Origin of the sequence: Longimicrobium sp., assembly GCF_036399935.1 — a bacterium.
Classification (GTDB): domain Bacteria; phylum Gemmatimonadota; class Gemmatimonadetes; order Longimicrobiales; family Longimicrobiaceae; genus Longimicrobium.
Genome location: NZ_DASWMD010000054.1, coordinates 25,165 through 49,324 on the forward strand (window position 1 = coordinate 25,165; position 24,160 = coordinate 49,324).

Genomic DNA, 24,160 nt, shown 5'->3' on the forward strand with positions numbered 1-24,160 from the left:
GCGAGTGGGAGGCCGCTTCTTCGGGATGACGGCGCACGATGTTAGATTGTGTGCCGATCCGCGCAGGCAACCGAAGACGACAAGTTGATGTCCAGCAATCGAGGCCGCCCCTCGCGACGGCCCCTCGTGGCGATGGTCGCGGTCTCGCTGGCCGTGATCGTGGCTGCCGGCGTGGCCACGGCGCCCCGCCCGGCGCCCGCCTTCCACGGCACCACCTACACGGGAACCGGCCCCGCGGCGGATTTCGCGCTGACGGACCAGGACGGCCGGCCCACGACGCTGGCCAGCTTCCGGGGCACGCCGGTGCTGCTGTTCTTCGGCTACACGAACTGCCCCGACGTCTGCCCGCTGACGCTGCAGAAGCTCACCCAAGCCGTGGAACGCGCCGGCCGCCGCGCCCGCGACACGCGGATCGTGCTGGTGACGCTGGACCCGGAGCGCGACACCCCCGCGGTCCTCAAGGCCTACGCCTCCCGGTTCGGCACCGGCATCGTGGCGCTGACGGGCGACAGCGCGGCGCTGGCGCAGGCCCGGCGGGGGTACGGCGCGTACGTGATGATCGCCGACCCGGCACGGTCCCGCGCGGCCCACGGCGGGCACGCCGCGCACGCGCCGAGGCCGGCGGGGCTGCTGGCGCACCCGGGCGCGGTGTACGGCATCGACCGGCGCGGCGACCTGCAGGTGATCATCTCCGACGCAGCGACCCCCGAGCAGGTCCGGGACGACATCCGGACGCTCGCCCGGATGTAGCGGCACTTACGCACTCACGCACTCACGCACTCACGCACTCACGCACTCACGCACTCACGCACTCACGCACTCACGCACTCACGCACTTGCTCCCGGCCCCCTGCCGCGCCCCCGGCGCGCCCCGTGCATGTGACCCGCGGCTTTTCCGGGCGTCCTGATACTCACAAGAAACGAATGCCTCCACATCGGCGCGCGTCGGACACGGGGTGGGTGAAGATGGTGGGCTGGGCAGCCTGCGTGGTGCTGGCCGGCTCGCTCACCTACACCTTCATCCGTGCGCTCACGCAGGGCCCCGAGGGCATCGACCCGCTCTTCTTCGGGCTGCAGACGCTGGCCAGCGCGCTGTTCCTGGTGTACAGCCTGCGGCTGAAGAACCGCATCTTCGTGGTGGCGAACGCCGTGGCCGTGGCCAACGCCATCGGCACGCTGGTCGTGGCGCTGACGGCCAGGGGACGCTGACTGAGCGGCGCTCACCGGAAGACGGCGGAACGACTGTGATTTTTCGGCTTGACGAGGGTGGCCGCCGGGCAGTATCGTGCGCACCGGAAAACCTGCCATTCCCGTCGCGCAGCATTGCATCGCCCCCGATCCGGGCGCGAACCGTTGGGCCCTCACATCACTTCCAGGGAGATCGTATGAGACGAAGTCTGGCCATCGCCAGTGCCGCGGCGGCCGTGAGCGTGGCGGCCGGAGCCCCGCTGCACGCGCAGGGCTCCATGGTCGATCAGCAGAGCGCCTGCATGGCCGCGCGCGCCGGCGCCGGCGTGGCGACGCCGTGCGACGACGGCTCGACGGTGTGGTTCAACCCCGGCGCGATGGCCATGAGCCCCTCGGCCATCGGAGTGGGCGTGGCGCTGGTCCGCGCGGGCAACACCTTCAAGTACGACCCGGGGATGGCGCCGACGTCGGACGAGTCCATCGAGCGCGAGGACGCCACGGTCCCGGTTCCGCAGGCGTACGTGAACTTCCGCGCCAGCTCGCGGCTGGCCGTGGGCGTCAGCGCGCTGGCCCCGTACGGCCTGGGGCTGGAGTGGGACGTGTGCCCGGCCACCGACCCGCGCTGCGGCCGCACCAACTTCGAGGGCCGCTTCACCGGCTACGACAACCAGCTGCGCGGCTTCTACGTGCAGCCCACCGTGGCGTACCAGGTGATCCCCGGCCGGCTTTCGCTGGGCGCGGGCGTGGACTACGTGATGGGGAAGATCGACGTCAGCCGCCGCCAGTTCGGCCCCGAGACCGTGGGGCTGGGCAGAACCGAAGTGGCCGACGTGAACCTGCAGGGCGAAGGCACCGGCTGGACGTACCACGTGGGCGGCATGCTGCAGCTGGGCGAAGGCACGTACCTGGGCGCCCGCTACCTGGGTTCGGCCGAGGTGGACCTGGACGGCGACGCCACGTTCGATCCGGTGCCGACGGGCAACCCGGGCGTGGACGCGGTGATCGCCGCCGGCCTGCCCAAGAACCAGGGCGTCGGCACCACGCTCACCTTTCCCAGCCAGGTGGTGGTCGGCCTCGGCGCGCGGATGCACCCCCGCGTGAACCTGATGGGCGACTTCCAGCGCACCCACTGGTCCAGCTTCGACGTGCTGCCGGTGCAGTTCGAGACCACCGCGCCCGACACGCTGGTGCTGGGCTACAACGACGCCAACACCTTCCGCCTGGCCGCCGACTTCCAGGCGACGGACGCGCTGGTGGTGCGCGCGGGCTTCCGCTACAACGAGGCGGCGACGCCCCGCGCCACGCCCCTGCTTCCCGAGGGCGAGCGCAACTACTACACGCTGGGGCTGGGCTACCGGGTGACCCGCGCGCTCTCGACGGACTTCTCGTTCCAGTACATCAACCAGCCGCCGCGCGCGGGCGCCGTGCTTCCGGGCGGGCCCCGGGCCGGCATCTACGAGTCGCGAGGCATGGTCTTCAACTTCACGCTGGCGTACCGCTTCGGCGGGGCCGCCGAGCAGCCCTGATGCGCACACCCCGAACGGAACTGGCTGAAGGAGATCATCGCATGAAGAAGAGATCGCTGGGTACCGTGCTGCGCGCCGCGGCGCTGGCCGGCACGGTGCTGCTCGGCGCCTGCGTGGGCGATGGCGACGAGCTGTTGTCGCCGCGCGTGCCGCTCGCGGGTGGCGAGCTGTTCCAACGCTACGTGTCGCTGGGCAACTCCATCACCGCGGGCTACCAGTCCGGCGGCATCAACGACAGCCTGCAGATCCGGGCCTACCCGGTGCTGCTGGCCGAGCGCGCGGGCGCCCAGTTCTACGCTCCGCTGATCGCGCGCCCCGGGTGCCCGCGCCCGTTCCTGGCGCCGCTGGGCGCCACCGGGCGTGTGGGCACCGCCGACAGCTGCGTGCGCATCGACAATCCGCCGTTCGTCAGCAACCTGGCCGTTCCGGGCGAGCGCCTGCGCGACCTGCTGGTGTTCCCCACGGGATCGGTCGGCCAGCTCCACACCCTGATCGTGGGCCCGCGCACGCAGGCGCGCGCCATGATCGAGTCGCAGCCGACGTTCGTGTCGGTGTGGATCGGGAACAACGACGCGCTGGAGGCCGCGGTCGGCGGCATCCTGGGGCCGCGGTCGGCTGGCGCCGACTCGTCGCTGACTCCGCTGGCCACCTTCCAGGCGCAGCTGAACGCGCTCGTGGATTCCATCAAGATCGCGGGGCCGAAGGGCGCCATGCTGGTGGGCGTGGTGAACGCGGTCCAGGCCGCCCCCATCCTTCAGCCGGGCGCGTACTTCTTCCTGGCGCGCGACGCGGCCACGGGGCGGTTCAACGGCAAGCTGGTGAACGGCAACTGCTCGCCCGTGAACGCGCTCGGCCAGCCCAACCCGCTGGCGGCGAACATGGTGTCGTTCCAGATCATCAGCGACACCAACTTCCCCGAGATCAACTGCGATCCGGCCGCCTACCCGGTGGGCGACCCCCGCCGCGGGGCCTACGTGCTGGACACGAGCGAGCAGGCCATCATCGGGGCCCGCGTGAACGCGTTCAACATGGCCATCCAGCAGGCGGCGACGGCGAACAACTGGCTGTACGTGGACCCCAACGCCATCCTGGCCACGGTGGGGAACCAGACCACGAACGGGCGCTACAACAACCTCCGCAAGTGCCAGCTGCTGGCCACGGCGCAGACCGCCGCGCAGTTCCAGGCGGCGGTGCTCAACTCCTGTCCGGTCACCGGTGCCACGGCCGCGCCCAACTTCTTCGGCGCGCTCCTCTCGTTCGACGGCGTGCACCCCTCCACGTCGGCGCACGTGACCCTGGCGAACTCGTTCGCCGCGGCGATCAACACCAAGTACGGCACCAGCATTCCGACCAGCTGATCCACGCTCGTCGCGAATGGAGAACGGCCCCTCCCGGGTTTCCGGGAGGGGCCGTTCCTTTTTCGATCCACGTCTTCCCTCTGCCGTCTGCGCTCACCCGCCGGCGAAGCGGATCTCCGGGGGCGCCTCGATCTCCCCGATCTGCGCGGCCAGCTCGTAGAACTTCGCGAGCCCCCGCAGCATGGGGCCGTCCAGCTCGTACGACAGGTCGGCCCAGTAGCGGTCCAGGAACTCCGGGGTGAAGCCGAAGTGCCCGGCGTATCGGTCCGCGAGCGCGGCGCGGTGCTCCAGCCCGTAGGCGCGCGACTCCAGCAGCTCGGCGTGCAGGCGGCCGAGCTGCGCGTCCGTGCCGCCGCCCGCCTGCCAGACGGCGAAGGCGAAGGGGAGCCCGGTGTGCTCCATCCACTCCGCACCCAGGTCGAACCGCGTGGGGACCCCGGGGTGAAGCCCGGGGCGCAGCGCCACGTCGCCGATGAACAGCGCCGCATCCGCCCCGGCGGCGAACGGGTCGTCGCGGGCCTGGTCGAACCAGGTGAACCGTGGCGTGGCACCCCAGCGAAGCTTCAGCAGCACCTTCAGCAGCACCACCGACGTCGCGGAGGCGGTGGGCATGGCCACGGTGCGCGCTGAAAGTTCTTCCGGGGGCACGCGGGTGAGCAAGAGGATGCTGCGCACCGCGCCGCGCGAGCCGATCACTAGGTCCGGCAGCACGCGGTAGCCCGCCGTGTGCCGGGCGAACTCGATGCTGGAGCAGGGCGCCACGTCGATCCGGCCGCGGTCCAGGAGCCCGTTCAGGTACGAGGGCACCCCTTCGACCACCTGCAGCCACGGCGGCGCCCCGCGGTCCATCAGCCGTGCATGGACGGGAAAGCAGTTGCTGTACGTGATGTGGCCCAGCCGCAGCCGCCCCTCGCCTCCGTCTCCCTCGCTGCCGCCCATCCGCTCGCCATCCCGTCGCTCGAAACGAAAACGCCGGCCGCCTTTGCGCGCCCGGCCTAGCCCGCCGTTCCGGCCAAATGACGAGCACGCCGGCCGGTTGTCAACCGGCCAGCGTGCTTTCACGCGGCTCCTGTTCCGCGGACGCTCAGGCGCTGGCGTGCCGCGCGAGGGCCGCCACCAGCTCCTTGGGCGGGCCCGCCGGATCGCCGAAGCTGTCGGGGAACAGCCGCGACGGGCGGGGCGCCAGGTGGTATCGGCCGTGGTTGTCGTCCTTGTGGCTGCGGCCGCCCACGACGTACACCAGGTCGTACGCCACCACCGCCGCGTGCGGCACCTGCAGGCCGGGGAGCGTCCACAGCACGCCGCCGCCGTCCGCGTCGCCTGCGCGGGTGAGCTCCACCTCCTGCCGCTCGGCCGGGGGCTGGGTGTTCATCACCCGGTAGCGGGCCGTGACGCGGGTGGCCGCCGCCGGCGCCGACACCTCCAGGTGAAAGCGGCTGATGGCCGCCTTCGCATCGTTCTCGACGTCGGCCTTCAGGATCTGCAGCTCGCGCAGCATGAAGCGGAAGTGGTAGTTGGAGCCGCCGTTGCTGTCCCACCGCGTCTCCCCCGCGGAGTCGGCGAACGAGAACCAGGCGATCACCTGCTCCGCGTCGGCCGGGATGTCGAACTCCCCCACCAGCGCCGAGCCCTGCCCCGTAATGTCGACGTCCGGTTCGTCGTGAATGCCGGACGGGGACTGGAGGATGACCTCCACGGCCGCGGGGGCATCCGGCCGAAAGGCGAAGTAGCCCGTCACCGGCCGCTCCGGGTCTCCGAAGCGGTAGTCGTCCCCCGGCGGCACGATGCGGAGCGGGTCGTACCGCACCGCGCAGGGCGTGCCCGGGGCCAGCTCGCCGGACACCAGCTGGTGGAAGTCCAGCGTGAACGTGATCTGCGGGGTCTTGCCCCGCCCCATGCGCATCACCATGTGACGCTTCCTTTCCGTCGGGCGTAAGAAGAGGGCTGGTTCCGCATCAGATGTACTCGGCCGTGAGCGTCACGTCCGCCGCCGTGTCGAACACCTTGGCGAAGGTGATCTGCAGGTCGCTGTTCCAGTAGTACGCGCTCCCCGGCGACTGCGAGAGGCTGCCGGGATCTCCCACGTTGGGCAGCGTGCCGCCGCCCAGCGTGACCGACGACGGATTTCGCGTGCCGAGCAGGGCGACGTAGTAGAAGGTTTCGGGAATCTTGGGGTAGTTGTCGTACGTGCGCAGCACGCGGACGCTCTGCCCGCCCGGGATCCCCGTGTGGCTGATCTCCGTGACGCGGTACACCCCGTTCTTGCCCTGCGCCTCGGTGGTGATCCCGTCGTCCTGGTACAGCGTGTAGGTGCTGTCGGGACCGGGGTAGATGTTGATGGTCAGCGGGTTCCGGGCCAGCTGCCCCACCCACTGCTCCAGCTCGCGGAAGGGCAGGATGGCCCCGGCCCGCACGTAGATGGGCACCTGCGAAAGGTCGGCGGTCCACGACGGGATCAGCGTGCCCCCGTCCACCGGCGCGTCGAGCGGGGCGGCGTTGTCCTTGAACGCGTACCACTGGCTTCCCGCGGGCAGGTACACGCTGCGCGACGTGGGCTGCGGCGGGCTGAAGCTCCACCCGGGGGTGAGGATGGGCGCCACCAGGAAGTCGCGGCCCACGAAGAACTGGTCGTTCAGGTGCTCGTACACCTGCGGGTCGCCGGGATCGTTCAGGAAGAGTGCCCGCGCCACGGGCATTCCCGTCTGCGTCCATTCCCACATGGCGTCGTAGTACACCTGCAGCATGCGGTAGCGCAGCTGCACGTACTTTCCGCAGTTGGCGGGAACGGGATCGCCGTACGCGTACGCCTCCTGGAACTGCTTGTTGTACCCGTCGTAGTGGTTGCGGAACCAGGGGAGGAACGAGCCCAGCTGCATCCACCGGGTGAGCAGCTCGTAGTTGGTGATGCCGCCCACCACCTGCCCGTTCACCACCTGCGCGGTGCCCTCGGTGCCATCTCCCGTCGCGAACCCGCCGATGTCCGTTCCCGACATGGGCACGCCGGAAAGGCCCAGGTTCAGCACCTCGGGGATGTTGATGGCCAGGAAGTCCCAACTGGACGCGGAGTCGCCCGTCCACAGCGCCGCGTAGCGCTGCATTCCCGCATACCCGCCGCGGGCGATGATGAAGTTGCGGGTCTGCGGGCGCAGCTTGCCCAACCCCTCCCAGGTGGCCCTCAGCAGGTTGAGGACGTACTGGTTGTGGATGACGGCCGAGGGCACGTAGGTGAGCCCGTCGTTCTGCATCTGGTCCAGCGGAAACGTCTTCCACGGCGTGTCGGAGCTGCCCGCCAGCGCCGGGCAGGTCATGTCCTGCCAGATCATGTCCATCCCCACGTCGTTCACCAGGTGGGCGTATTGCCGGCCCCACATTTCGCGCACGTCTTCGCGCCCGAAGTCCGAGTAGTTGCCTGGGGCACCCAGCGGAACCGCGCCCTGCGAGTTGGGCGTGAGCGGCGGGTACTCGTACGGGTTGGACCCGAAGTTGAACCCGTACGACACCTGCCCCACGAACAGGTTGGGGTTGGGGCCCTGGCCCGCGCGGGTATCGTAGATCAGCCCGTTGATGGAGTTCATGGCGTCACGCTGCACGTACGGCGCAACGTTGCCGGTTTCGTCGAGCGCGTTGTCGGTGAGCAGGGGGGTGATGTTGGTGCTACACTTGAACCCCTGCGCATGAAGCCCCTGCATGTACGGGCCGACCTCGGGGAACTTCATCTCGCTGTGCGTGAACGTCCGGTAGTTGTCCTGGAAGTCCACGTCGATGTGAAGCCCGTCGCAGGGGATGCCGGCGGCGCGGTAGGCGTTGGCCGCCGCCGTGAGCTTGTTGTGGTCGTAGTACCCGTACGCGCCCTGGTGAAAGCCCAAGGTGTACTTGGGCGGCATGGGCGCGCGGCCGGTGAGCGTGGTGTACTGCCCGAGCACGTCGGGCGCCCCGCCGCCGGCCATGAAGTAGTAGTCCATCTCCCCGTACAGCGCCCCGAAGTAGTACTTCCCCGACATGTCGGAGTAGTCGTTGGCGCCCACGTTGAAGTACGTCTGCCCCGGGTTGTCCAGGAAGATGCCGTACGCGTACGGGCCGCCCGTGCCGGCGCCGGAGGGGTTCAGCTCCATCAGCAGCGGGATGGAGCAGTACAGCGCCTCGGCCGGGTTCAGCGGGCCGGCGCCCCAGCCCTGGGGAAGGGGCGCGTTGACGTACTTGAAGTTGTCGAAGTTGAACTGCGTCATGGTGAACTGGTTCTTCACCAGCTGCGAGCCCGCCTTTTCGCCGAAGCCCACGTACATGGCGCCTCGCGGAAAGTTCTTGAAGCAGGCGGTGACCTCCTGGCCGGGAATGTACACCAGCCCCTGCCCCGTGAAGTCGGCGCTCAGCAGCTGCCCATCGCGGTACACCGAGACGGCGAAGGGCTGCAGCGCCACGTGCACCTGGATGGCGCCGGTGTCCAGCACCAGCGCCTCGGCGTCGTCCTGCACCACGTTCACCGTCACCGGGCCCAGGTCGCGCGTCACCACCGCCACCGAGGTCTCGACCGAGTAGTCGCCCCCCGCCGGGTCGAACTGCACCCGGAAGCATTGCGGCCCCAGGATGGAAAGCCGCAGCGAGAGCCCGCCCGACATCTGCAGCGTCCACACGTTCGCCTTGCCGCTGCGCGTGTGCGAGCTGATGTCGCCGATGGGGATCCAGTTGATCTGGGTGTTGGGCGTAAACGAGTCGACGTCTACGAACGTGTAGTCCATGGCCGGCAGCCTTTCGGGGGCGGGAAGGAGGAGGCGAGGTCGCGCCGCGCGTCCGCGCGCGGAACTGGGCCTGCGGGTGGCGGGCGGTGCGCCAGCGAAAGCCGGCGCGCGGCGCTCCGCGCGCGAGATGTCTGCTTCCCACTATACCGATACACATCTGTTCCGCCATACTCGAGCAGAACAGGGAGCCGGCCGCGTAGCCGTGCAACGTCGCCTTGGTGAGCCCAGCGCTGAGGAACGGCCTCCTCTGAGGCCAAAGCGGCCCACGCGCCCGGAGCTCGTCCCCCACCGAAAGCGGCCGTCGCATGCGGACCGGCCCGCCAAGGCATCGAGTGCCGGCGCCGGACGTCGCGGCCCCTCCCCCGATCACCCGTGCCGCTCCGCGCCTGACGGAACCCCGCGCGCCGGTCTCTGCACCCTCCATCGTCCGCGACCACGGCAGGCCAAGTGTCCTGTGCAGGTGACACTCGGCATCAGGCGGTTGGGACCCGGCTTGCGCCCATCTCGTTTCGCACCAATCCGTTGCCTGGCCGCGCCGCGACCGGAACCACGCTTGCCTTGCAGGGCGCCGTCCGGCAGCCGAAACGACGCGGCTGCCTGGCCTCACGAAGTCAGATCAGACACATCTGCATAGATCGAACGATGAAGACGAACGCGATGGCGCGGCGGTTGGCGGCGCTGATGACGATGATGATGCTCGCGGCGTGCGGCGAGGGTACGACGGAGACGGGTGGACAGCCCGCGCCGGAGCCGGTGGCCTCGGTGGCCGTGAACCCCGGCGCGCTGACGGTGGAGGTGGGTGCGGAGCTGGAGATCGCGGCCGAGCCGCTGTCGGCGGAGGGGCGGGTGCTGGCCGGGCGCGCGGTGTCGTGGAGCAGCAGCGACGAAGCGGTGGCCACCGTTTCCGCGGCGGGCCGGGTGACGGCGCGGGGCGCGGGCGTGGCGCTCATCCGCGCGAAGGTGGAAGGCAAGACCGGCGAGGCGAGGCTGCAGGTGGACGCCCCCGCGCCGCGGGTGGACCGGGTGGTGGTGATGCCCGGCGAGGTGGCGCTGTTCGCGGGCGAGGCGCAGACGATGGCCGCCGTCGCCTACACGGCGGAGAGCGCGCCGGTGGGCGGGCTTCCGGTGGCCTGGTCCAGCAGCAACGAGCAGGTGGCGACGGTCGCGGCCAACGGCCGCGTGGTTGCGGTGGCCCCGGGCGACGCGGTGATCCGCGCCATGGTGGCGGGGAAGGTCGGCGAAGCCCGGGTGATCGTGATGCAGCCGCTGCCGCTGGTGGCGCGGGTGGACGTGTCGCCCAGCATGGTGCAGCTGAAGCCGGCGGAGACGTGGAACTTCACGGCGCAGGCGCTGTCGGCCGCCGGCCAGCCGATGCCGGGCCTGCCGGTGCAGTGGAGCAGCAGCAACACGGCCGTGGCGACGGTGGATGCGGCCGGCAAGGTGACGGCGCGCGCGGTGGGCGAGGCGCTGATCCGCGCCACGGTGCTGGGCGTGACGGGCGAGGGCCGGGTGGTGGTGCCCGCGCCGCCCGAGCCCGATCCGGAGCCGGTGGTGTTCGACCTGCTGCGGGTGGAGGGGCAGGCGCTGCCAGGGCCGGTGTTCGAGCGGACGCGCGCCGACGGCAAGGTGAACGTGCAGGTGCTGGGCGGATACCTGAAGGCCGACCCGTTCGGCCAGGGCAGCACGGCGCACTACGAGATCGCGATCTTCCTGACCATCGTCCGCGACGGCGTGTGGATCGACAGCGAGACGTACTTCGACGAGGGCACGGTGGAGCGGACGGCGGAGGGCTTCATCTTCCGCTCCTCGGTGACGGACGACTTCACCTATCAGGGCCGCCGCGGCCCGGACAACACGATCGTGGTGACGACGACGGTAGGCCCGAACAGCCCGCTGCGGGAGTACACGTTCAAGCGGCCGTAAGCGGGTCGCACGATCGGACAGATGAAAAGCGGGTCCCGGCTGGCAGCCGGGACCCGCTGGTCGTCGCGTCATCCGCGAGTGCTCAGCTCTCCTTGCTTTCGTAGTCGTCCTTGAGGCGGGCGACGACTGACGGGTCCGCGAGCGTCGTGGTGTCGCCCAGCGTGCGCCCCTCGGCGATGTCTTTCAGGAGGCGGCGCATGATCTTGCCGGAACGCGTCTTGGGGAGGTCGCCGGCGAAGAGGATGGCGTCGGGGCGCGCAATGGCGCCGATCTTTCGCACCACGTGCTCCGACAGCTCGCGCTTGAGCTCGTCCGTGGGCGCCAGGCCGTCCTTGAGCGTCACGAACGCCGCCACCGCCTGCCCCTTCAACTCGTGCGCCTTGCCGACCACCGCTGCCTCGGCGACGGCGGGGTGGTCCACCAGCGCGCTCTCCACCTCCATGGTGCCGATGCGGTGGCCCGCCACGTTCAGCACGTCGTCGATGCGGCCGATCACCCAGAAGTAGCCGCGCTCGTCACGCTTGGCGCCATCGCCCGGAAAGTACACGCCCTCCCCCGGCTGGTCGCCGGCGACCGTCATCCCCTGCCACTTGCTCCAGTACGTCTCGCGAAAGCGCTCCGGGTCTCCCCAGATGCCGCGCAGCATGGACGGCCACGGGCGCCGGATGGCCAGGAAGCCGCCTCCCGCGTCGATGCAGTCGCCCTGCAGCGTCAGGATGTCGGCGTGGATGCCCGGGAAGGTGCGCGTCGCCGAGCCGGGCACCGTTTCCGTCACCCCCGGCAGCGGCGTGATCATGATGGCGCCCGTCTCCGTCTGCCACCACGTGTCGACGATGGGGCAGCGCTCGCGCCCGATGTTCAGGTGGTACCAGATCCACGCCTCGGGATTGATGGGCTCGCCCACCGTGCCTAGCAGGCGCAGCGACGACAGGTCGAACTTCGACGGCCACTCGGTGCCCCACTTCATGAACGCGCGGATGGCCGTGGGCGCCGTGTAGAAGATGGTGACCTTGTAGTCCTGGATGATCTTCCAGAACCGCCCGCGGTCCGGCGCGTCGGGCGCGCCCTCGTACATCAGCACCGTGGCGCCGTTCGCCAGCGGTCCGTACACCAGGTACGAGTGCCCCGTCACCCAGCCGACATCGGCCGTGCACCAGTAGACGTCGTCTTCCTTGAGGTCGAACACCCACTTGGTCGTGGCGTACGCCTGCGTCAGGTATCCGCCGGTGGTGTGCATGATCCCCTTGGGCTTTCCCGTCGTTCCCGAGGTGTAGAGTATGTACAGCAGGTCCTCGGCATCCATCTCCTCGGCCGGGGCCTCGGCACCCTCGCCCGCGACCACGTCGTGCCACCACAGGTCGCGCCCGTCCTCCATCTTCGCCCCGCCGACCGCCTCGCCCTCCACGTGCCGACGGACGACCAGGACGTGCTCGATGGACGGGCATCCTCCCTGTTCCGCCAGTGCCTCGTCGGCCGCGCGCTTCAGCGGGACGATGCCGCCGCGACGGTATCCGCCATCGGCCGTGATCAGCAGGCGGGCCTTGGCGTCGTTGATGCGGTCGCGCAGCGATTCCGAGGAGAATCCCCCGAACACCACCGAGTGCGCCGCGCCGATGCGCGCGCAGGCCAGCATGGCGATGGCGGCCTCGGGGATCATGGGCAGGTAGATGGCCACGCGGTCGCCCTTGCCGATCCCCAGCTTCCGCAGCGCGTTGGCGGCGCGGCAGACCTCGGCGTGAAGCTCCTCGTACGTGAACGATCTGCGGTCGCCCGGCTCGCCTTCCCACAGCAGCGCGGTCTTGGTGCGGCGGGGGCCGTCGAGGTGGCGGTCCAGGCAGTTGTACGACGCGTTCAGCGTTCCGCCCACGAACCACCTGGCGAACGGCGGCTGCCACTCCAGCACCAGGTCCCACGGGCGGAACCAGTGGAGCTCGCCGGCCCAGCGCGCCCAGTACGCCTCGGGATCGGCCTCGGCCTGCTCGTAGATGGCGGGATCGGACACGTGCGCCTGCCGCGCGAACTCGGCAGGCGGCGGAAAGCTGCGGTCTTCGGTGAGGAGCGAGTCGAGGGTCTGCTCGGAGGCCATCCGGAGATCTCCTGTGCGCGATCGATGTCGGGTGAAGTTGCGTCCGCCCGCCCTGCAAGTCCCGCACGAGCCTTGCGGGGAGCGCGGAGCAGGGACAGCTTCCGGCGAAGCAGCCGGATCGGACGTTCGCTCGCCAAGCTATCCCGCGACGGGACCGAGCCGCAAACCGTCGTGCCACCACATCCCGGGGACCCGCATCCGCCGATGACCGAAGCCGCCCTTTCCGACGAGCACGGACCGCTGGGCCCCGCCGACAAGAAGACGATCCGCACGGTGATCGCCGCGTCGGCCGTGGGAACGATGATCGAGTGGTACGACTTCTACATCTTCGGCAGCCTGGCCACCATCATCGCCGGGCACTTCTTTCCGCAGGGCAACACCACGCTGGCGCTGGTGCAGACGCTGGCCACCTTTGCCGCCGGCTTCGCGGCGCGGCCCTTCGGCGCGCTGGTGTTCGGCCGCGTGGGCGACCGGGTGGGCCGCAAGTACGCCTTCCTGGTCACCCTGGTGATCATGGGCGGCGCCACGTTCGTCATCGGCCTGCTTCCCGGATACGCCAGCATCGGCATCTTCGCGCCCATGACGCTGCTGGTGCTGCGGCTTCTGCAGGGGCTGGCGCTGGGCGGCGAGTACGGCGGCGCGGCGACGTACGTGGCGGAACACGTGCCCAACAACAAGCGCGGCTACTACACGGCGTTCATCCAGACCACGGCCACGCTGGGCCTGTTCGTGTCTCTCGTGGTGATCCTGCTGGTGCGCAACGCCATGTCCACCGAGGACTGGGAGCGCTGGGGATGGCGGATTCCGTTCCTGCTCTCGGCGGTGCTGGTGCTGGTGTCGCTGTTCATCCGCATGCGCCTGGCCGAGAGCCCGCTCTTCACCCGCATGAAGGCGCAGGGCAAGACCTCCGACGCGCCGGTGGCCGAAAGCCTAGGCTCGGTTTCGCGGTGGCAGACCATGCTGACGGTGCTGTGGGGCGCCGCGGCGGGGCAGGCCGTGGTGTGGTACACGGGCCAGTTCTACGCGCTGACCTGGCTGGAAAGCGTGGGCAAGGTGGATTTCGTGGACACCCGCACCATCATCGCCGTGGCGCTGGCGGCCGCGACGCCGTTCTTCATCGTCTTCGGTGCGCTCTCGGACCGGGTGGGGCGCAAGAAGGTGATGATGACGGGCAACCTGCTGGCGGCCATCTTCATCATCCCCATCTTTGCGCTGATGTGGCGGTTCACGCCGGCGGGGGGCACGTACAACCCGGTGATGCTGACGGTGTGCGTGTTCATGCTGGTGATCCTGGTGACCATCGTCTACGGGCCCATCGCCGCGTTCCTGGTGGAGAGCTTTCCGGCCCGGGTGCGGTACACGTCGGTTTCGCTGCCCTACCACGTGGGCAACGGCTACTTCGGGGGATTCCTTCCGGTGATCGCCACGGCGGTGTCGGCGGCGGCGATGGCCAACCCGGCGGGCTTTCCCGTCGCGGCCCGCTACGCCGGGTTGATCTATCCCGTGGCGGTGGCGACCATCACGTTCATCATCGGGTCGCTGCTGCTGCGCGAGACGGCGCACGTGGACATCCACGACGAGAACCACGTGGCGGTGGACCCGCGCCCGCAGCCGCTGGTGTTCGGCGTGCTGGTGGCGCTGACCTTCATCGCGCTGCTGATGGCGGACCTGTTCCTGCTGCCGACGTTTACGCCCGAGGGCCAGCCGCCGTACGTGCAGTACGTGTTCCGGGGGCTGGTGGTGATCGTGATCGCCGCGTCGCTGCTGCCGCGGATGCTGCGGAAGCGGTAGGTTCCCCCTCCCCCGGGGCCTCCTCCGCAAACTGCGCGGGAGAGGGGTGAACGCGGGGGTCGAGCGGAGAAGAGACGGGTGCGCGGCCTCGGCTGCCGTGGGGCCCTCACCCGGCCGCGCTGACACGCGTGCCACCCTCTCCCACAAACAGCGTGGGAGAGGGAGTACACACCAGAGTCGAACGCATCGGGCCAGCCGACGCGCAATCGAATTCTCCCCTCTCCGCATGCGCAGCATGCGGGGAGGGGCCGGGGGAGGGGCCTGCCGGGGGACTGCGCCGGAGCCGTCGAAGCGCATCCGATCCCGTCCGTCCCAACTCCACCCGGCGCGAAGTTCCGAACCCCGCACTTCCGTCCCATTTTCCCATCCCCTGCCCCCGCGAGAGCCATGAGCGAACCTCGCCCCCACCCTCCCGAGTTCGTGCAGGCCTGCGAAGGCGCCATCGAGCGGCTGCTCGCCCTCAAGGCCACCGGGCCGATGGAGCGCGGCGCGCTGCTCCCCGCCATCCACGAGGCGCTGGCGAGCATCGGCGAGCGGCTGGCGGAGCTGGACTGGGAGGACGAGCGATTCGCGCGCGAACAGGGAACGGTCCAGGACGCCGCTTCGGCCCTTGGCGCCATCGCGCTGGACCGCGGCGGGCCGCAGGTGCCGCGCTACGTGGATCGCATCATCGACGACCTGCGCCGCATCGCGACGGGATGACCCTCCGGTGCCGCCCGCTTGGCGCGCACCGCCGGGCGCCGCTTTGTGCATCTTCGGCCTGACGATTTCCGCTCTCCTCGCGACGCAATCTCGCCACGTTCGTGCGTCATGGCGCGACGCCACCAAAAGGGCGGGGCGGACATCCAGCCCGTTGGTACCGCACCGTTTGGGACGCTCGCACCCCGATTCTTCTCGCCCCGTGGCCGCTCCGGCGCGGGTATGGCGAAGGCCCCCTGGCGAGTCTTTCAGGCCGTTTCGGCCACGTACGCCATTCCCGAGCCCGGGCGACGCTACGGTGCGGACGGCTGCAAGACTATGGCGTGGAAAGAACATAGGCATTACAATGGTGACTCGCCGTTCAAAGCCATTCCGCCAGAGCGTCCGCTTCCTCGCAATGCCAGGCAGCTCCACACGCGCCGTGCCCCGCACGGCCGCGCTGGCGCGCTTCCCGGGCCATCGCGAGTCGAACGGCGGTGGACGTCATGCGGGGCGGCAGCCCGGTGACGCAGCGCCTGCCCGCCCTGGACGGCGCCCCGACCCTCCGCCACCCCAAGCACCTCCAGCCCACACACCCTGATGAAGATCGGCGCCCGTCCCCTGCTGGTTCTGCATAGCAACGAGGCCTTCCGCGAGCGCGTCCGCAAGGTCGCGGGCCGCGAATACACCTTCCAGGCGGTTCCCGACTGGCCGTCGCTGGAAGAAGCGGTGCGCGACTCTCCGCCCTCGGCGCTGGTGGTGGTGAACCCGTACGAAGAGGTGTACGGCACGACCGGCCCGTCGCCCAGCCTCAAGTCGCTGCTGGTGGAGTTTCCGTCGACGGCGGTGTTCGCGGCGATGGAGATCAAGCCCACGCGCATGGACGACCTGCGCACGCTGGGCAAGTGGGGCGTCGTGCAGGTGATCTCGATCTCGCACGACGACACGCCGCAGGCCATGGTGCAGCGCTTTCGCGCCGCGCAGGGGCGGCCGCTGAAGGCGCTGCTGGAAAACGTGCTGCCCGCCGACACGCCGGGGCGCGCGCGCGCCATCGTCGACGCGGCGGCCGAGGTGGTGGCGGTCGGCGGCCACGGGCGCGACCTGGCCCGCCAGCTTCGCCTCTCGCGCCGCACGCTGCTGCGCTGGTGCGAGCGCGCCGAGCTGCCGCCCCCGCGCAAGCTGCTGGCGTGGATGCGCATTCTGCTGGCCGCCGAGCTGCTGGACGACCCGGGCCGCACCGTGCTCTCGGTGGCCCACGCCTGCGGCTACTCGTCGGACAGCGGACTGCGGCGCGTCACGCAGAAGTTCGTGGGCAGCAGCCCCACCGAGCTTCGCCGCCGCGGCGCGTTCGCCCGCTCGTCCAAGGTGTTCCTGGAAGTGCTGGCGCGCTACCGCGAAGAGAACGCGAACGTCGCGTAACGGTCCTCGCGCGCAGGCAGGATGGAGCCCCCGCCCGGAGATCCGGCGCGGGGGCTTCTTAGTGCGTTAGTGCGTTAGTGCGTTAGTGCGTTAGTGCGTTAGTGCGTTAGTGTGTTAGTGCGTTAGCCCCGATCACTCCCGCACTCACGCACTTCCGCACTTCAGTCGTCCCACGCGTCGTCGGAGGCGTCCAGCACAACCTGCGCGGCGCCGTCGGGGCCGTAGCGCACGGCGACCTGCCACGGGCGGCAGCACACCTGGCAGTCTTCCACGTACTCCTGCCGCGGGCCGCTTCCCGGGTCCAGCGCCATCTCCACCTCCTCGCCGCAATAGGGGCACTGCACGAGCGCGGCGGTGTCGGCGGTGCCGTCGCCCAGGGGGAACTCCGCGTCGAGCGCCTCGGCGTCCGCGTCCTCGGGCGGCATCTGGATGTAGATCATCGGTCCCGTGGTGCAGTGCGTGCCGGTCCGCGGAGGGACGGCGTGTGATTGGCTTTCGCGCCGCGACCGGCTATCTTCCGCCGCGGCCCTTCCCGGCCGCGACGCGGGCGCGGAGAGATCCGCGCCCTTCGGCTACCCGCAAGAATCCACGCCCATGAACCGCCTTCGTCCGCTCGCCTGCGCGGCCATCCTGCTGGTGGCAGCCACGCTTTCCACCGCGGCCTGCGCACAGCCGGGCTCCGGCACGCAGGGCGCAGCCGCGGCCCAGACCCCCGCCGCCCTGATCGCCCGCGCCGACAGCGGGCGCTACAAGGGCTCCGCGACCGCCGCGATGACCATCGTGGAGGTGTCGGACTTCCAGTGCCCGTACTGCCGCGAGTTCGCCACCACCACGTATCCCCGCATCGACAGCGCGTACGTGCGCACCGGGCGGGTGCGGATGCTGTACATCCACCTTCCCCTGGCGAACCACCAGCAGGCGTTCGCCGCGGCCGAAGCATCCATGTGCGCCTCGGCCCAGGACAAGTTCTGGCCCATGCACGACCGCCTGTTCGCCACGCAGCGCGAGTGGTCGGGGCAGGCGAACGCCACCGAGCGGTTCGAGCAGTTCGCGCAGGAGCTTCGGCTGGACATGGAGGCGTTCCGCGACTGCACCCGCAACGATCGCGTGGCCTCGCTGATCGTCGGTGACGCCATGCAGGCGTCCCAGGCCGGCATCCAGGGCACGCCCACGTTCATCCTGGGCAGCCGCGGCGGCCAGCAGATGATGACCGGCGCCGTGCCGTACGAGCAGCTCTCGGCCACGATCGATTCGCTGCTGAACGCGCCCGCCGCCCCCGCGCCCGCCCCGCCGGCACCCTGATCCGCGGACGCTTCCACGGCATCGGCCCTCCCCCGCGGCGCGGTGGAGGGCCGATCCTTTGGGACGCGGGGAGGGAAGCCCTCAGTCCTGCTCGTCGTCCCCGATCACCGCGGCCGAGACCAGGCGGCCCATGTCGACGAAGAGCTGGCGGGTGACCGACTCCTCTTCGCGAAGCAGGTCTACCAGCCGGTCGTAGCGCGACAGCATGTCCAGCGGCACGTGCACCGTTTCGGGGTGGAACGTTCCCTGGTCTGCGAACAGCAGCCGCACGCGCACGGTCTGCCCCGGAGTCTGCGACATCCTCGTTGCTCCCGAAAATTCAGTGAACCCGCGCCCTACCGGGCCTGCCGCAGCCCCGGAAGGGAAAGCAGGAAGATCAGCGTGATCAGCACGGCCGACACCACGCACCACTGGCACCACGCGTGGATGACCGCCGCCTCCAGGTACGTCAGGTAGGCCGAGAACAGCACCCCCACCGCCGACATGCCGAACAGCGCCAGCGCCACCCACCGCTCGCGCTCGAACCGCGGCTGAATGCCCAGCATGGCCACCACCAGGATGGCGACGTACGCGGCCACGCCGTAGAAGGCCACGGGCAGGCCCAGGAAGTACGCGTACTGCGACGTCTGCACCTTTTCGCACGAGCCGATCTGGCACTGGATGATGCCCAGCATCCCCAGCTTGTACATCGACAGGTACGCGGCCACCAGCAGCCCGACCAGCGCCAGCACGGCGATGGCCATGCGCGCCACCGGCGGGCGCGCTTCCAGCTCGCCGGGCAGATCGCCCGCCGGTACGTCCGTCACGCGGCGCTGTCGGCGGCGGAAGCGGCCGGGGCTGCAGCCGGGGCAGCGGCGCCGCCGCTCTCCTGGCGGATCAGCTGCTCCCACTCGGCGCGCGTGGCGGGGTTGTCGTTGATCTTCTTGCCGTTGATGAACAGCGTGGGCGTGCCGCCGACGCCCAGCGAGGTGCCCAGCTGGAACGACTCCGACACTTCCTTCTGGTACTTGTCGGAGCGCAGGCACTGGGTGAACGCGCCCACGTCCAGCCCCTCGGCCTGGGCGTACTCGATGAACAGGTCGTCGGCGCTGCCGGAGCTGGACCACTGGCTCTGCCCGCCGAACACGCGGTCGTGGAAGGGCCAGAACTTGTTCTGCTCGTTGGCGCAGCGGCCCGCGCGCGAGGCCAGCACCGCGTGCTGGTGGATCTGGGTGAGCGGAAAGTCGTACCAGACGAAGCGCACGGTGCCGTTGTCGATCCACTCCTGCAGAAGCGGCTCGGAAAACTGGGCGAACTTGCCGCAGCCGGGGCACTGGAAGTCGGCGAACTCGAAGATCACCACCGGCGCGTCCGCCCGGCCCTTGCTGATGCCGGGAACCCGGTTCAGCTGGTCGGGCGCCAGGGCCACGGGGCTCAGCGTGGTGGCGGGGTTGCCTCCGCCGCCGCCCATCTGCCGGAACAGCAGGAAGGCGCCGCCCAGCGCGACGACACCCAGGATCGCGTAGAACGGCAGCATGTTGGAGCGCCGGGGCTTGGGCGCGGGACGGGGCACGGTCTTCCTCCGGATGCGTGTGCGTGCGCGACTGCGCGTGCGTGGACGGCAAACAATAACCGCCGCGCCGCGCCGCGTGCAAGCCGCCGCCGGAACGCTCCTTGCGCTCGTGGCCCGCCCTAACGCTCTCCTCATCCAGGCGGAACGGATGGACATCAGGATGGTTCGCGGGCGCGAGTCCCGCGCATGGCTGTGGGTGACGGTGCTGGCGCTGTCGTCGATGCTGCTGCTGGTGGCGGCCGCCGTGTTCGGCGACAGCACCATGAGCTCCAAGAGAAAGGTGGGGGCCCTGGCCGGCTTCGGCGCGGACCGCGCGCCGGTGCTGCCCATGGAGGCCCAGCTGTTCGAGTCGCTTCTGCCGCTCGACACGCGCGAGCTGGGCCGGCTGGTTCACCTGACGGCCACGTCGGAAAGCCGCCAGCGAAACCTGGCGGTGTGGGTGCGCACGGCCAACGGCCGCCGCATCCTGGTGCGGTTCGAGCCCGAGCCGCCGGCCAGTGCCCTGCGCTCCCTGGGGCCCGGTTCGCGGCTGGAGGTGAACGGCTACCTGCAGCGGATCTCGCGCGCCGAGTTCGACATGTGGATGGACACGCTGGGGGTGCGCATCCCCCGGCCGCGCCCGGGCACCAAGTTCGGCGACGTGCCCGACAGCGGGTTCGCCAAGATCGACTCGCTGTTCATCAAGGACTTCTACGTGTCCGTGCGTCCCGAGGGGCTGCGCGGGGTGCGCTCCACCACCGAGCTTCGCCCCGACACCTCGCTGGCCACGCCCACCTTCCCGGCCGTGCCGGGCATGGAGGGCGGCGCGGCGGCTCCCGCCGGGGGCGCGGCCGGTGCCAGCGGTGCGGGCGCGGCCACCCCGGCCATCGCTGCGCCGCCCCCCGACACGGCGGGGGACGGCGGCGGGTGAACTGGACGCCGTCGGCGCTCGACCGGCTCGAGCGCGCCATGGACGAGGGGGCGCGGATCCAGATGCGGCGGCGGGGCACGGAGATCACCATGGTCCCCTCGCGCCTGCGCCACGACTACGGTGGCGAGATCCTGATCGGGCACCACCTGGGCACCGGCGACCGCGTGGAGGTGCCCCTGGACGAGGTAGACGATTTCGTGGTGCTGGATTGAGCGGCGATCAGCGCGGTGCCTTAAACCCCGGTGTGCCAGGAGCGGGTGAACCCGCGGCTGGAACTGCGGAAAGCCCCGGCTCGGGCCGCTGTCGCGTCCCGCCCGGGGCTTCACCTGCACGCACGCCGCACCTGCCGAATCGCGCGATGTCATCCCGATGGAGCGGCCAATTCGGAGCTAGCCCTCCCTCGGTAGCCAGCAGCGACTGAGGGATCCGCCACACACCTCGGGTACCCGCCCCACCCTACCGGCGCACCGATCCTGTTTCTTCGAGGCTACGAGCGCACCAGCACGCCGCCCCGCGTGGAGAGACCGACGGAGCATCTGGCCGACGGCATTGGACGCGGTTCCTGCGGCTGACGGTTCCACCAGTGCCCTCCAACGCGTGCGGTTGAAGCCCTGAACGGGACGCGCCAGCGGCCCGGGTCAGGGCTTTCCGCTTTCCGAGCGGCGGGTTCACCCGCTCAGGCGTGCTCGGCCCTGACGAACGCGATTTCGCCGGCTTACCGGTCCGGTGTTTCCGCCACGCCCGGGCAACGCGCAGAGTGTGTGGCGGATCCCTCAGTCGCTGCGGACTGTGGTGCAGGATCTGGGTGCCCCGTGGTCGCTCCTTCGGGATGACAACGCGGGCCTCACCTCACGCGCATGGTGTCTTTCGGTGACGCCGGTCCTTACCTCGCGCCCACGGGCTCCACACCGCCGCACGAATCGGCGAACTCGCGCGCGGCCTGGGCGAAGGCCCAGAAGAGCCGCCGGTCGGGATCGCGCGAATCGCCGCCGGGGCCGTGCGCCTCGCCGCGCTCGGGGTGCCACTGCACGCCGCACAGCCACGGATGATCGATCGCCTCCACCCCCTCGATCACCCCGTCCTCGGCCCAGACGGTGGCGCGCAGGCCCGGCGCCAAGTCGCGGATGGCCTGGTGGTGGAACGAGTTGATGTGAAGCTCGGCCGTGCCGAACACGCGCTCCAGGCTGGACCCCGGCTGCACCCGCCCCGCGTGCCACCGCGCGTTCCACGGCGCGGGCTGCTCGTGCAGCAGGTCGCCGCCCAGCTCCGCGGGAATGTCCTGGTACAGGGTGCCGCCCAGCGCCACGTTCAGCACCTGGATGCCGCGGCAGATGGCCAGCACCGGCATGCGCCGGCCCAGCGCCTCGTGCACGGCGGCGATCTCCATGGCGTCGCGGGCGGGATTGACGTCGCCCAGCGCGGGATGCGGCGAGTGGCCGTAGCGCGAGGGCTCCACGTCTTCGCCCCCGCTCAGCAGCAGCCCGTGGCAGATGGACAGGATGCCGCGCAGGGCCTGGTCCGAGTGCGCGGGGGTGAGCAGGACGGGAGTGGCGCCGGCCGCGTCGAGCGCGGCCAGGTACTGGGCGTTCAGCTGCACCCGCGGGAGCCCGTGGGAGCCGCCCGGCCATAGGGTCGTGGTGACGGCGACGAGGGGACGGATCGTCATGGCCTGGCAGTACAGAAGGAGCGAATCGTCTTGGAAACCGGGAACCACGACAGCAGGAACGGCGCCGCGGGTCCCGGGTCTTCCCCGGCACCCGCGGCGCATTCGTACCGCTGATTCGTCAGTCCAGCATCACGCGGCCGCCGCCGCATCCGCCACGCAGATCCTGTTTCGCCCGCCCTGCTTGGCCTGGTACAGCGCGGTGTCGGCCAGGGAGATCAGCTCCTCGGCGCTGCATGCGTCGGACTCGGGCCAGGAGACCACGCCCGCGCTCACGCTGGCCTGCACCCGCGTGTCGCCGAACAGGAAGGGGATGGACGACAGGTGGGCGCGCGCCCGCTCGGCGAAGGCAGACGCGCCCGCCGACGGGGTGGCGGGAAGCACCACCACGAACTCGTCGCCGCCCAGCCGGCCGGCGCGGTCGTTGGCGCGCAGCCCCTCGGACCCCAGCCACTGGCCCAGCGCCCGGAGCACGGCGTCGCCCGCCAGGTGCCCGCAGCCGTCGTTGATCTCCTTGAAGTGGTCCAGGTCCAGCAGCACCACGCTCAGCGGGTTTCCCGTGCGGCGAGAGCTGTCCATCTGCTTGCCCAGGTAGCCGATGATGGAGCGGCGGCTGTCGCACCCGGTGAGCTCGTCGGTGTGCGCCAGGTCGTGAAGCTGCTTGCGCTGGTCCACCAGCTTCTGGAACAGCTGCACCCGCCCGCACGCCTGCACGATGGCCTCCACCACGCGCTCGGCCAGCTCGGCCGCCTCGTCGCCCAGCAGCGGCTCGTCGACGGTGGACCGCTCCACGAACAGCCCCGTCATCTGCTCGGTGATGGGGAACGGCACCACGATCACCGAGCGCAGCGGCGTGGGGAGCCCGCGGCGCTCCCACTCGCCCCGGACGCCGTCGAACAGGGGCGACGTCGCCACGTCGCGCACCACTACCGGGCGCCGGGTGGCGAGCGCCTCGCGCACCTCGGGATACAGGCTCAGCTTCAGCTCCAGCCCGTCGGTCAGCTCGGCCTCGGACGAGGCGGCCACGCGCGCCACGTCTTCCCCCGCCTGCACCACCAGCACCGAGCAGCGGCCCACGCCCAGGATCTCGGAGGTGCGCGAGGTGACCAGGTGAAACATCTCGTCGGCCGTGACCACGCGGTTCAGCTCGCGGATCAGGTCGATGGCCTGCAGCCTCATGCGCGCCTGCTCGCGGGCCCGGCGCAGCTCCTGGTTGCGCACCACGTGGCGCTCCACGCGCGCCAGCAGCTCGTCCAACCGGAAGGGCTTGGTCAGGAAGTCGACGGCGCCGTCGCGCAGCGCCGACACGGGAAGGGCGCCGTCGTTGGTGGCGGTGATCAGCACGACGGGAATGTCTACCCAGCGAGGGTCCAGGCGCAGGGCGCGAAGCACCTCCAGCCCGGTCATCTCGGGCATCATCACGTCCAGCAGCAGCAGGTCGGGCGCCTCGGCCGCCTGCTCCAGGAGGTCCAGGACGCCGCGCCCGCTGGTGGCGGTGCGGACGGTGTACCCCGTTACCCGCAGCGCGCGGTCGAGGCCCTGCAGGATGGACGGGTTGTCGTCGGCGACGAAGACGGTGGCACTGGTGGTCATGTGCGTGCTACTGCCGTACGGGCGCAGGCGCGAGACGCCCGGCGCGCATGAATAGAAGCGGGCGCCGGCCAGAATGCGGGCCGCGCCGGACTTTTGTCGTTCGTTCGGAATCGGGCTGCGCCGGAAGGACTCGGGTGGACGGCCCGGAGAGCGGCGATGCACGCCGCCCAACCCGAGCGGGCAAGGACCGGACCATCCGCCGTCTCCGGATTTGTGGGTCGCGGCGCGGGATTTCGTGTCTCTTTCCCATCCAAGTGAGACAAAGTTGCCGCGCGCTGTGGCGGATGCGCCACACGCGGCCCGGGCCGGTCCGGATCGTGCCCTGTTCGCGTGCGTGCCAGGCACCCGCGCGCCCGTGTCGCGCCTCCCGCAAACATTTGATTTAACCCGGCGAGTCCCCTGTCGCAATCGTCCGTCGTTCACCCGCGTTTCTGG

General features: G+C 70.4%; 21 protein-coding genes. 11 read left to right on the forward strand and 10 right to left on the reverse strand.

Translation table 11 applies throughout. The features are described from left to right. Positions 1–87: 87 nt before the first annotated feature. From VGB24_RS16435 to VGB24_RS16450, 4 genes are all read left to right on the forward strand, one after another. Positions 88–750, forward strand: coding sequence for an SCO family protein (locus VGB24_RS16435; RefSeq protein WP_331074031.1), 663 nt, complete (start codon positions 88–90; stop codon positions 748–750). Positions 751–924: 174 nt separating this feature from the next. After that, positions 925–1,209, forward strand: coding sequence for a hypothetical protein (locus VGB24_RS16440; protein ID WP_331074032.1), 285 nt, complete (start codon positions 925–927; stop codon positions 1,207–1,209). A 176-nt stretch (positions 1,210–1,385) separates the two neighbouring features. Next, on the forward strand, positions 1,386–2,714 hold the full coding sequence (locus VGB24_RS16445; RefSeq protein ID WP_331074033.1) for an OmpP1/FadL family transporter: 1,329 nt from the start codon (positions 1,386–1,388) through the stop codon (positions 2,712–2,714). A 41-nt stretch (positions 2,715–2,755) separates the two neighbouring features. Continuing rightward, positions 2,756–4,072 (forward strand): SGNH/GDSL hydrolase family protein, encoded by a 1,317-nt coding sequence (locus VGB24_RS16450; protein ID WP_331074034.1) that lies wholly within the window; start codon positions 2,756–2,758, stop codon positions 4,070–4,072. Between the two features lie 93 nt (positions 4,073–4,165). On the opposite strand, the gene VGB24_RS16455 is transcribed toward VGB24_RS16450, so the two are convergent. From VGB24_RS16455 to VGB24_RS16465, 3 genes are all read right to left on the reverse strand, one after another. Then, positions 4,166–5,011 carry a menaquinone biosynthesis protein gene (locus tag VGB24_RS16455; RefSeq protein WP_331074035.1) on the reverse strand — a complete coding sequence of 282 codons (846 nt, stop codon included), beginning with the start codon at positions 5,009–5,011 and terminating at the stop codon, positions 4,166–4,168. A gap of 145 nt (positions 5,012–5,156) precedes the next feature. After that, the gene (locus tag VGB24_RS16460; RefSeq protein ID WP_331074036.1) at positions 5,157–5,981 is read right to left on the reverse strand and encodes a DUF6209 family protein; all 825 of its coding nucleotides are present in this window, start codon (positions 5,979–5,981) and stop codon (positions 5,157–5,159) included. Between the two features lie 46 nt (positions 5,982–6,027). Beyond that, positions 6,028–8,808, reverse strand: coding sequence for a TIM-barrel domain-containing protein (locus tag VGB24_RS16465; protein WP_331074037.1), 2,781 nt, complete (start codon positions 8,806–8,808; stop codon positions 6,028–6,030). 642 nt (positions 8,809–9,450) lie between these two features. Between VGB24_RS16465 and VGB24_RS16470 the strand changes: the two genes are divergently transcribed. Next, on the forward strand, positions 9,451–10,731 hold the full coding sequence (locus VGB24_RS16470; RefSeq protein ID WP_331074038.1) for an Ig-like domain-containing protein: 1,281 nt from the start codon (positions 9,451–9,453) through the stop codon (positions 10,729–10,731). 82 nt (positions 10,732–10,813) lie between these two features. On the opposite strand, the gene acs is transcribed toward VGB24_RS16470, so the two are convergent. Further along, entirely contained in the window at positions 10,814–12,817 is a 2,004-nt protein-coding gene (acs, locus tag VGB24_RS16475) for an acetate--CoA ligase (RefSeq protein ID WP_331074039.1), read from the reverse strand. A gap of 204 nt (positions 12,818–13,021) precedes the next feature. Between acs and VGB24_RS16480 the strand changes: the two genes are divergently transcribed. From VGB24_RS16480 to VGB24_RS16490, 3 genes are all read left to right on the forward strand, one after another. Beyond that, complete coding sequence (locus VGB24_RS16480) at positions 13,022–14,608, forward strand: MFS transporter (protein ID WP_331074040.1); 1,587 nt, start codon at positions 13,022–13,024, stop codon at positions 14,606–14,608. Between the two features lie 387 nt (positions 14,609–14,995). Then, complete coding sequence (locus tag VGB24_RS16485; protein ID WP_331074041.1) at positions 14,996–15,310, forward strand: hypothetical protein; 315 nt, start codon at positions 14,996–14,998, stop codon at positions 15,308–15,310. A 576-nt stretch (positions 15,311–15,886) separates the two neighbouring features. Further along, positions 15,887–16,705 carry a helix-turn-helix domain-containing protein gene (locus VGB24_RS16490; protein WP_331024315.1) on the forward strand — a complete coding sequence of 273 codons (819 nt, stop codon included), beginning with the start codon at positions 15,887–15,889 and terminating at the stop codon, positions 16,703–16,705. Positions 16,706–16,866: 161 nt separating this feature from the next. Here VGB24_RS16490 and VGB24_RS16495 read toward each other — a convergent pair whose 3' ends face one another. Next, positions 16,867–17,145 carry a CPXCG motif-containing cysteine-rich protein gene (locus VGB24_RS16495; protein ID WP_331074042.1) on the reverse strand — a complete coding sequence of 93 codons (279 nt, stop codon included), beginning with the start codon at positions 17,143–17,145 and terminating at the stop codon, positions 16,867–16,869. A 154-nt stretch (positions 17,146–17,299) separates the two neighbouring features. On the opposite strand from VGB24_RS16495, the gene VGB24_RS16500 reads away from it, so the two are divergent. Beyond that, entirely contained in the window at positions 17,300–18,007 is a 708-nt protein-coding gene (locus VGB24_RS16500; RefSeq protein ID WP_331074043.1) for a DsbA family protein, read from the forward strand. Positions 18,008–18,088: 81 nt separating this feature from the next. On the opposite strand, the gene VGB24_RS16505 is transcribed toward VGB24_RS16500, so the two are convergent. Genes VGB24_RS16505 through VGB24_RS16515 form a run of 3 tightly spaced genes read right to left on the reverse strand, consistent with a single transcriptional unit; the run spans position 18,089 to position 19,559 of the window. Continuing rightward, positions 18,089–18,307, reverse strand: a complete 219-nt coding sequence (locus tag VGB24_RS16505) for a hypothetical protein (RefSeq protein ID WP_331074044.1) — start codon at positions 18,305–18,307, stop codon at positions 18,089–18,091. 35 nt (positions 18,308–18,342) lie between these two features. Further along, on the reverse strand, positions 18,343–18,813 hold the full coding sequence (locus tag VGB24_RS16510; protein WP_331074045.1) for a vitamin K epoxide reductase family protein: 471 nt from the start codon (positions 18,811–18,813) through the stop codon (positions 18,343–18,345). Beyond that, entirely contained in the window at positions 18,810–19,559 is a 750-nt protein-coding gene (locus VGB24_RS16515) for a DsbA family protein (protein WP_331074046.1), read from the reverse strand. Before VGB24_RS16515 ends, VGB24_RS16510 begins: the two co-directional genes overlap by 4 nt. Positions 19,560–19,707: 148 nt before the next feature. Between VGB24_RS16515 and VGB24_RS16520 the strand changes: the two genes are divergently transcribed. Beyond that, the gene (locus VGB24_RS16520; protein ID WP_331074047.1) at positions 19,708–20,469 is read left to right on the forward strand and encodes a hypothetical protein; all 762 of its coding nucleotides are present in this window, start codon (positions 19,708–19,710) and stop codon (positions 20,467–20,469) included. Further along, on the forward strand, positions 20,466–20,681 hold the full coding sequence (locus VGB24_RS16525) for a hypothetical protein (RefSeq protein ID WP_331024308.1): 216 nt from the start codon (positions 20,466–20,468) through the stop codon (positions 20,679–20,681). Before VGB24_RS16520 ends, VGB24_RS16525 begins: the two co-directional genes overlap by 4 nt. 671 nt (positions 20,682–21,352) lie before the next feature. Here the strand turns inward: VGB24_RS16525 and VGB24_RS16530 are convergent. Both VGB24_RS16530 and VGB24_RS16535 read right to left on the reverse strand, forming a co-directional pair. Continuing rightward, positions 21,353–22,135 carry a gamma-glutamyl-gamma-aminobutyrate hydrolase family protein gene (locus tag VGB24_RS16530; protein WP_331074048.1) on the reverse strand — a complete coding sequence of 261 codons (783 nt, stop codon included), beginning with the start codon at positions 22,133–22,135 and terminating at the stop codon, positions 21,353–21,355. A gap of 129 nt (positions 22,136–22,264) precedes the next feature. After that, complete coding sequence (locus VGB24_RS16535) at positions 22,265–23,725, reverse strand: diguanylate cyclase (RefSeq protein WP_331074049.1); 1,461 nt, start codon at positions 23,723–23,725, stop codon at positions 22,265–22,267. Positions 23,726–24,160 lie beyond the last annotated feature (435 nt).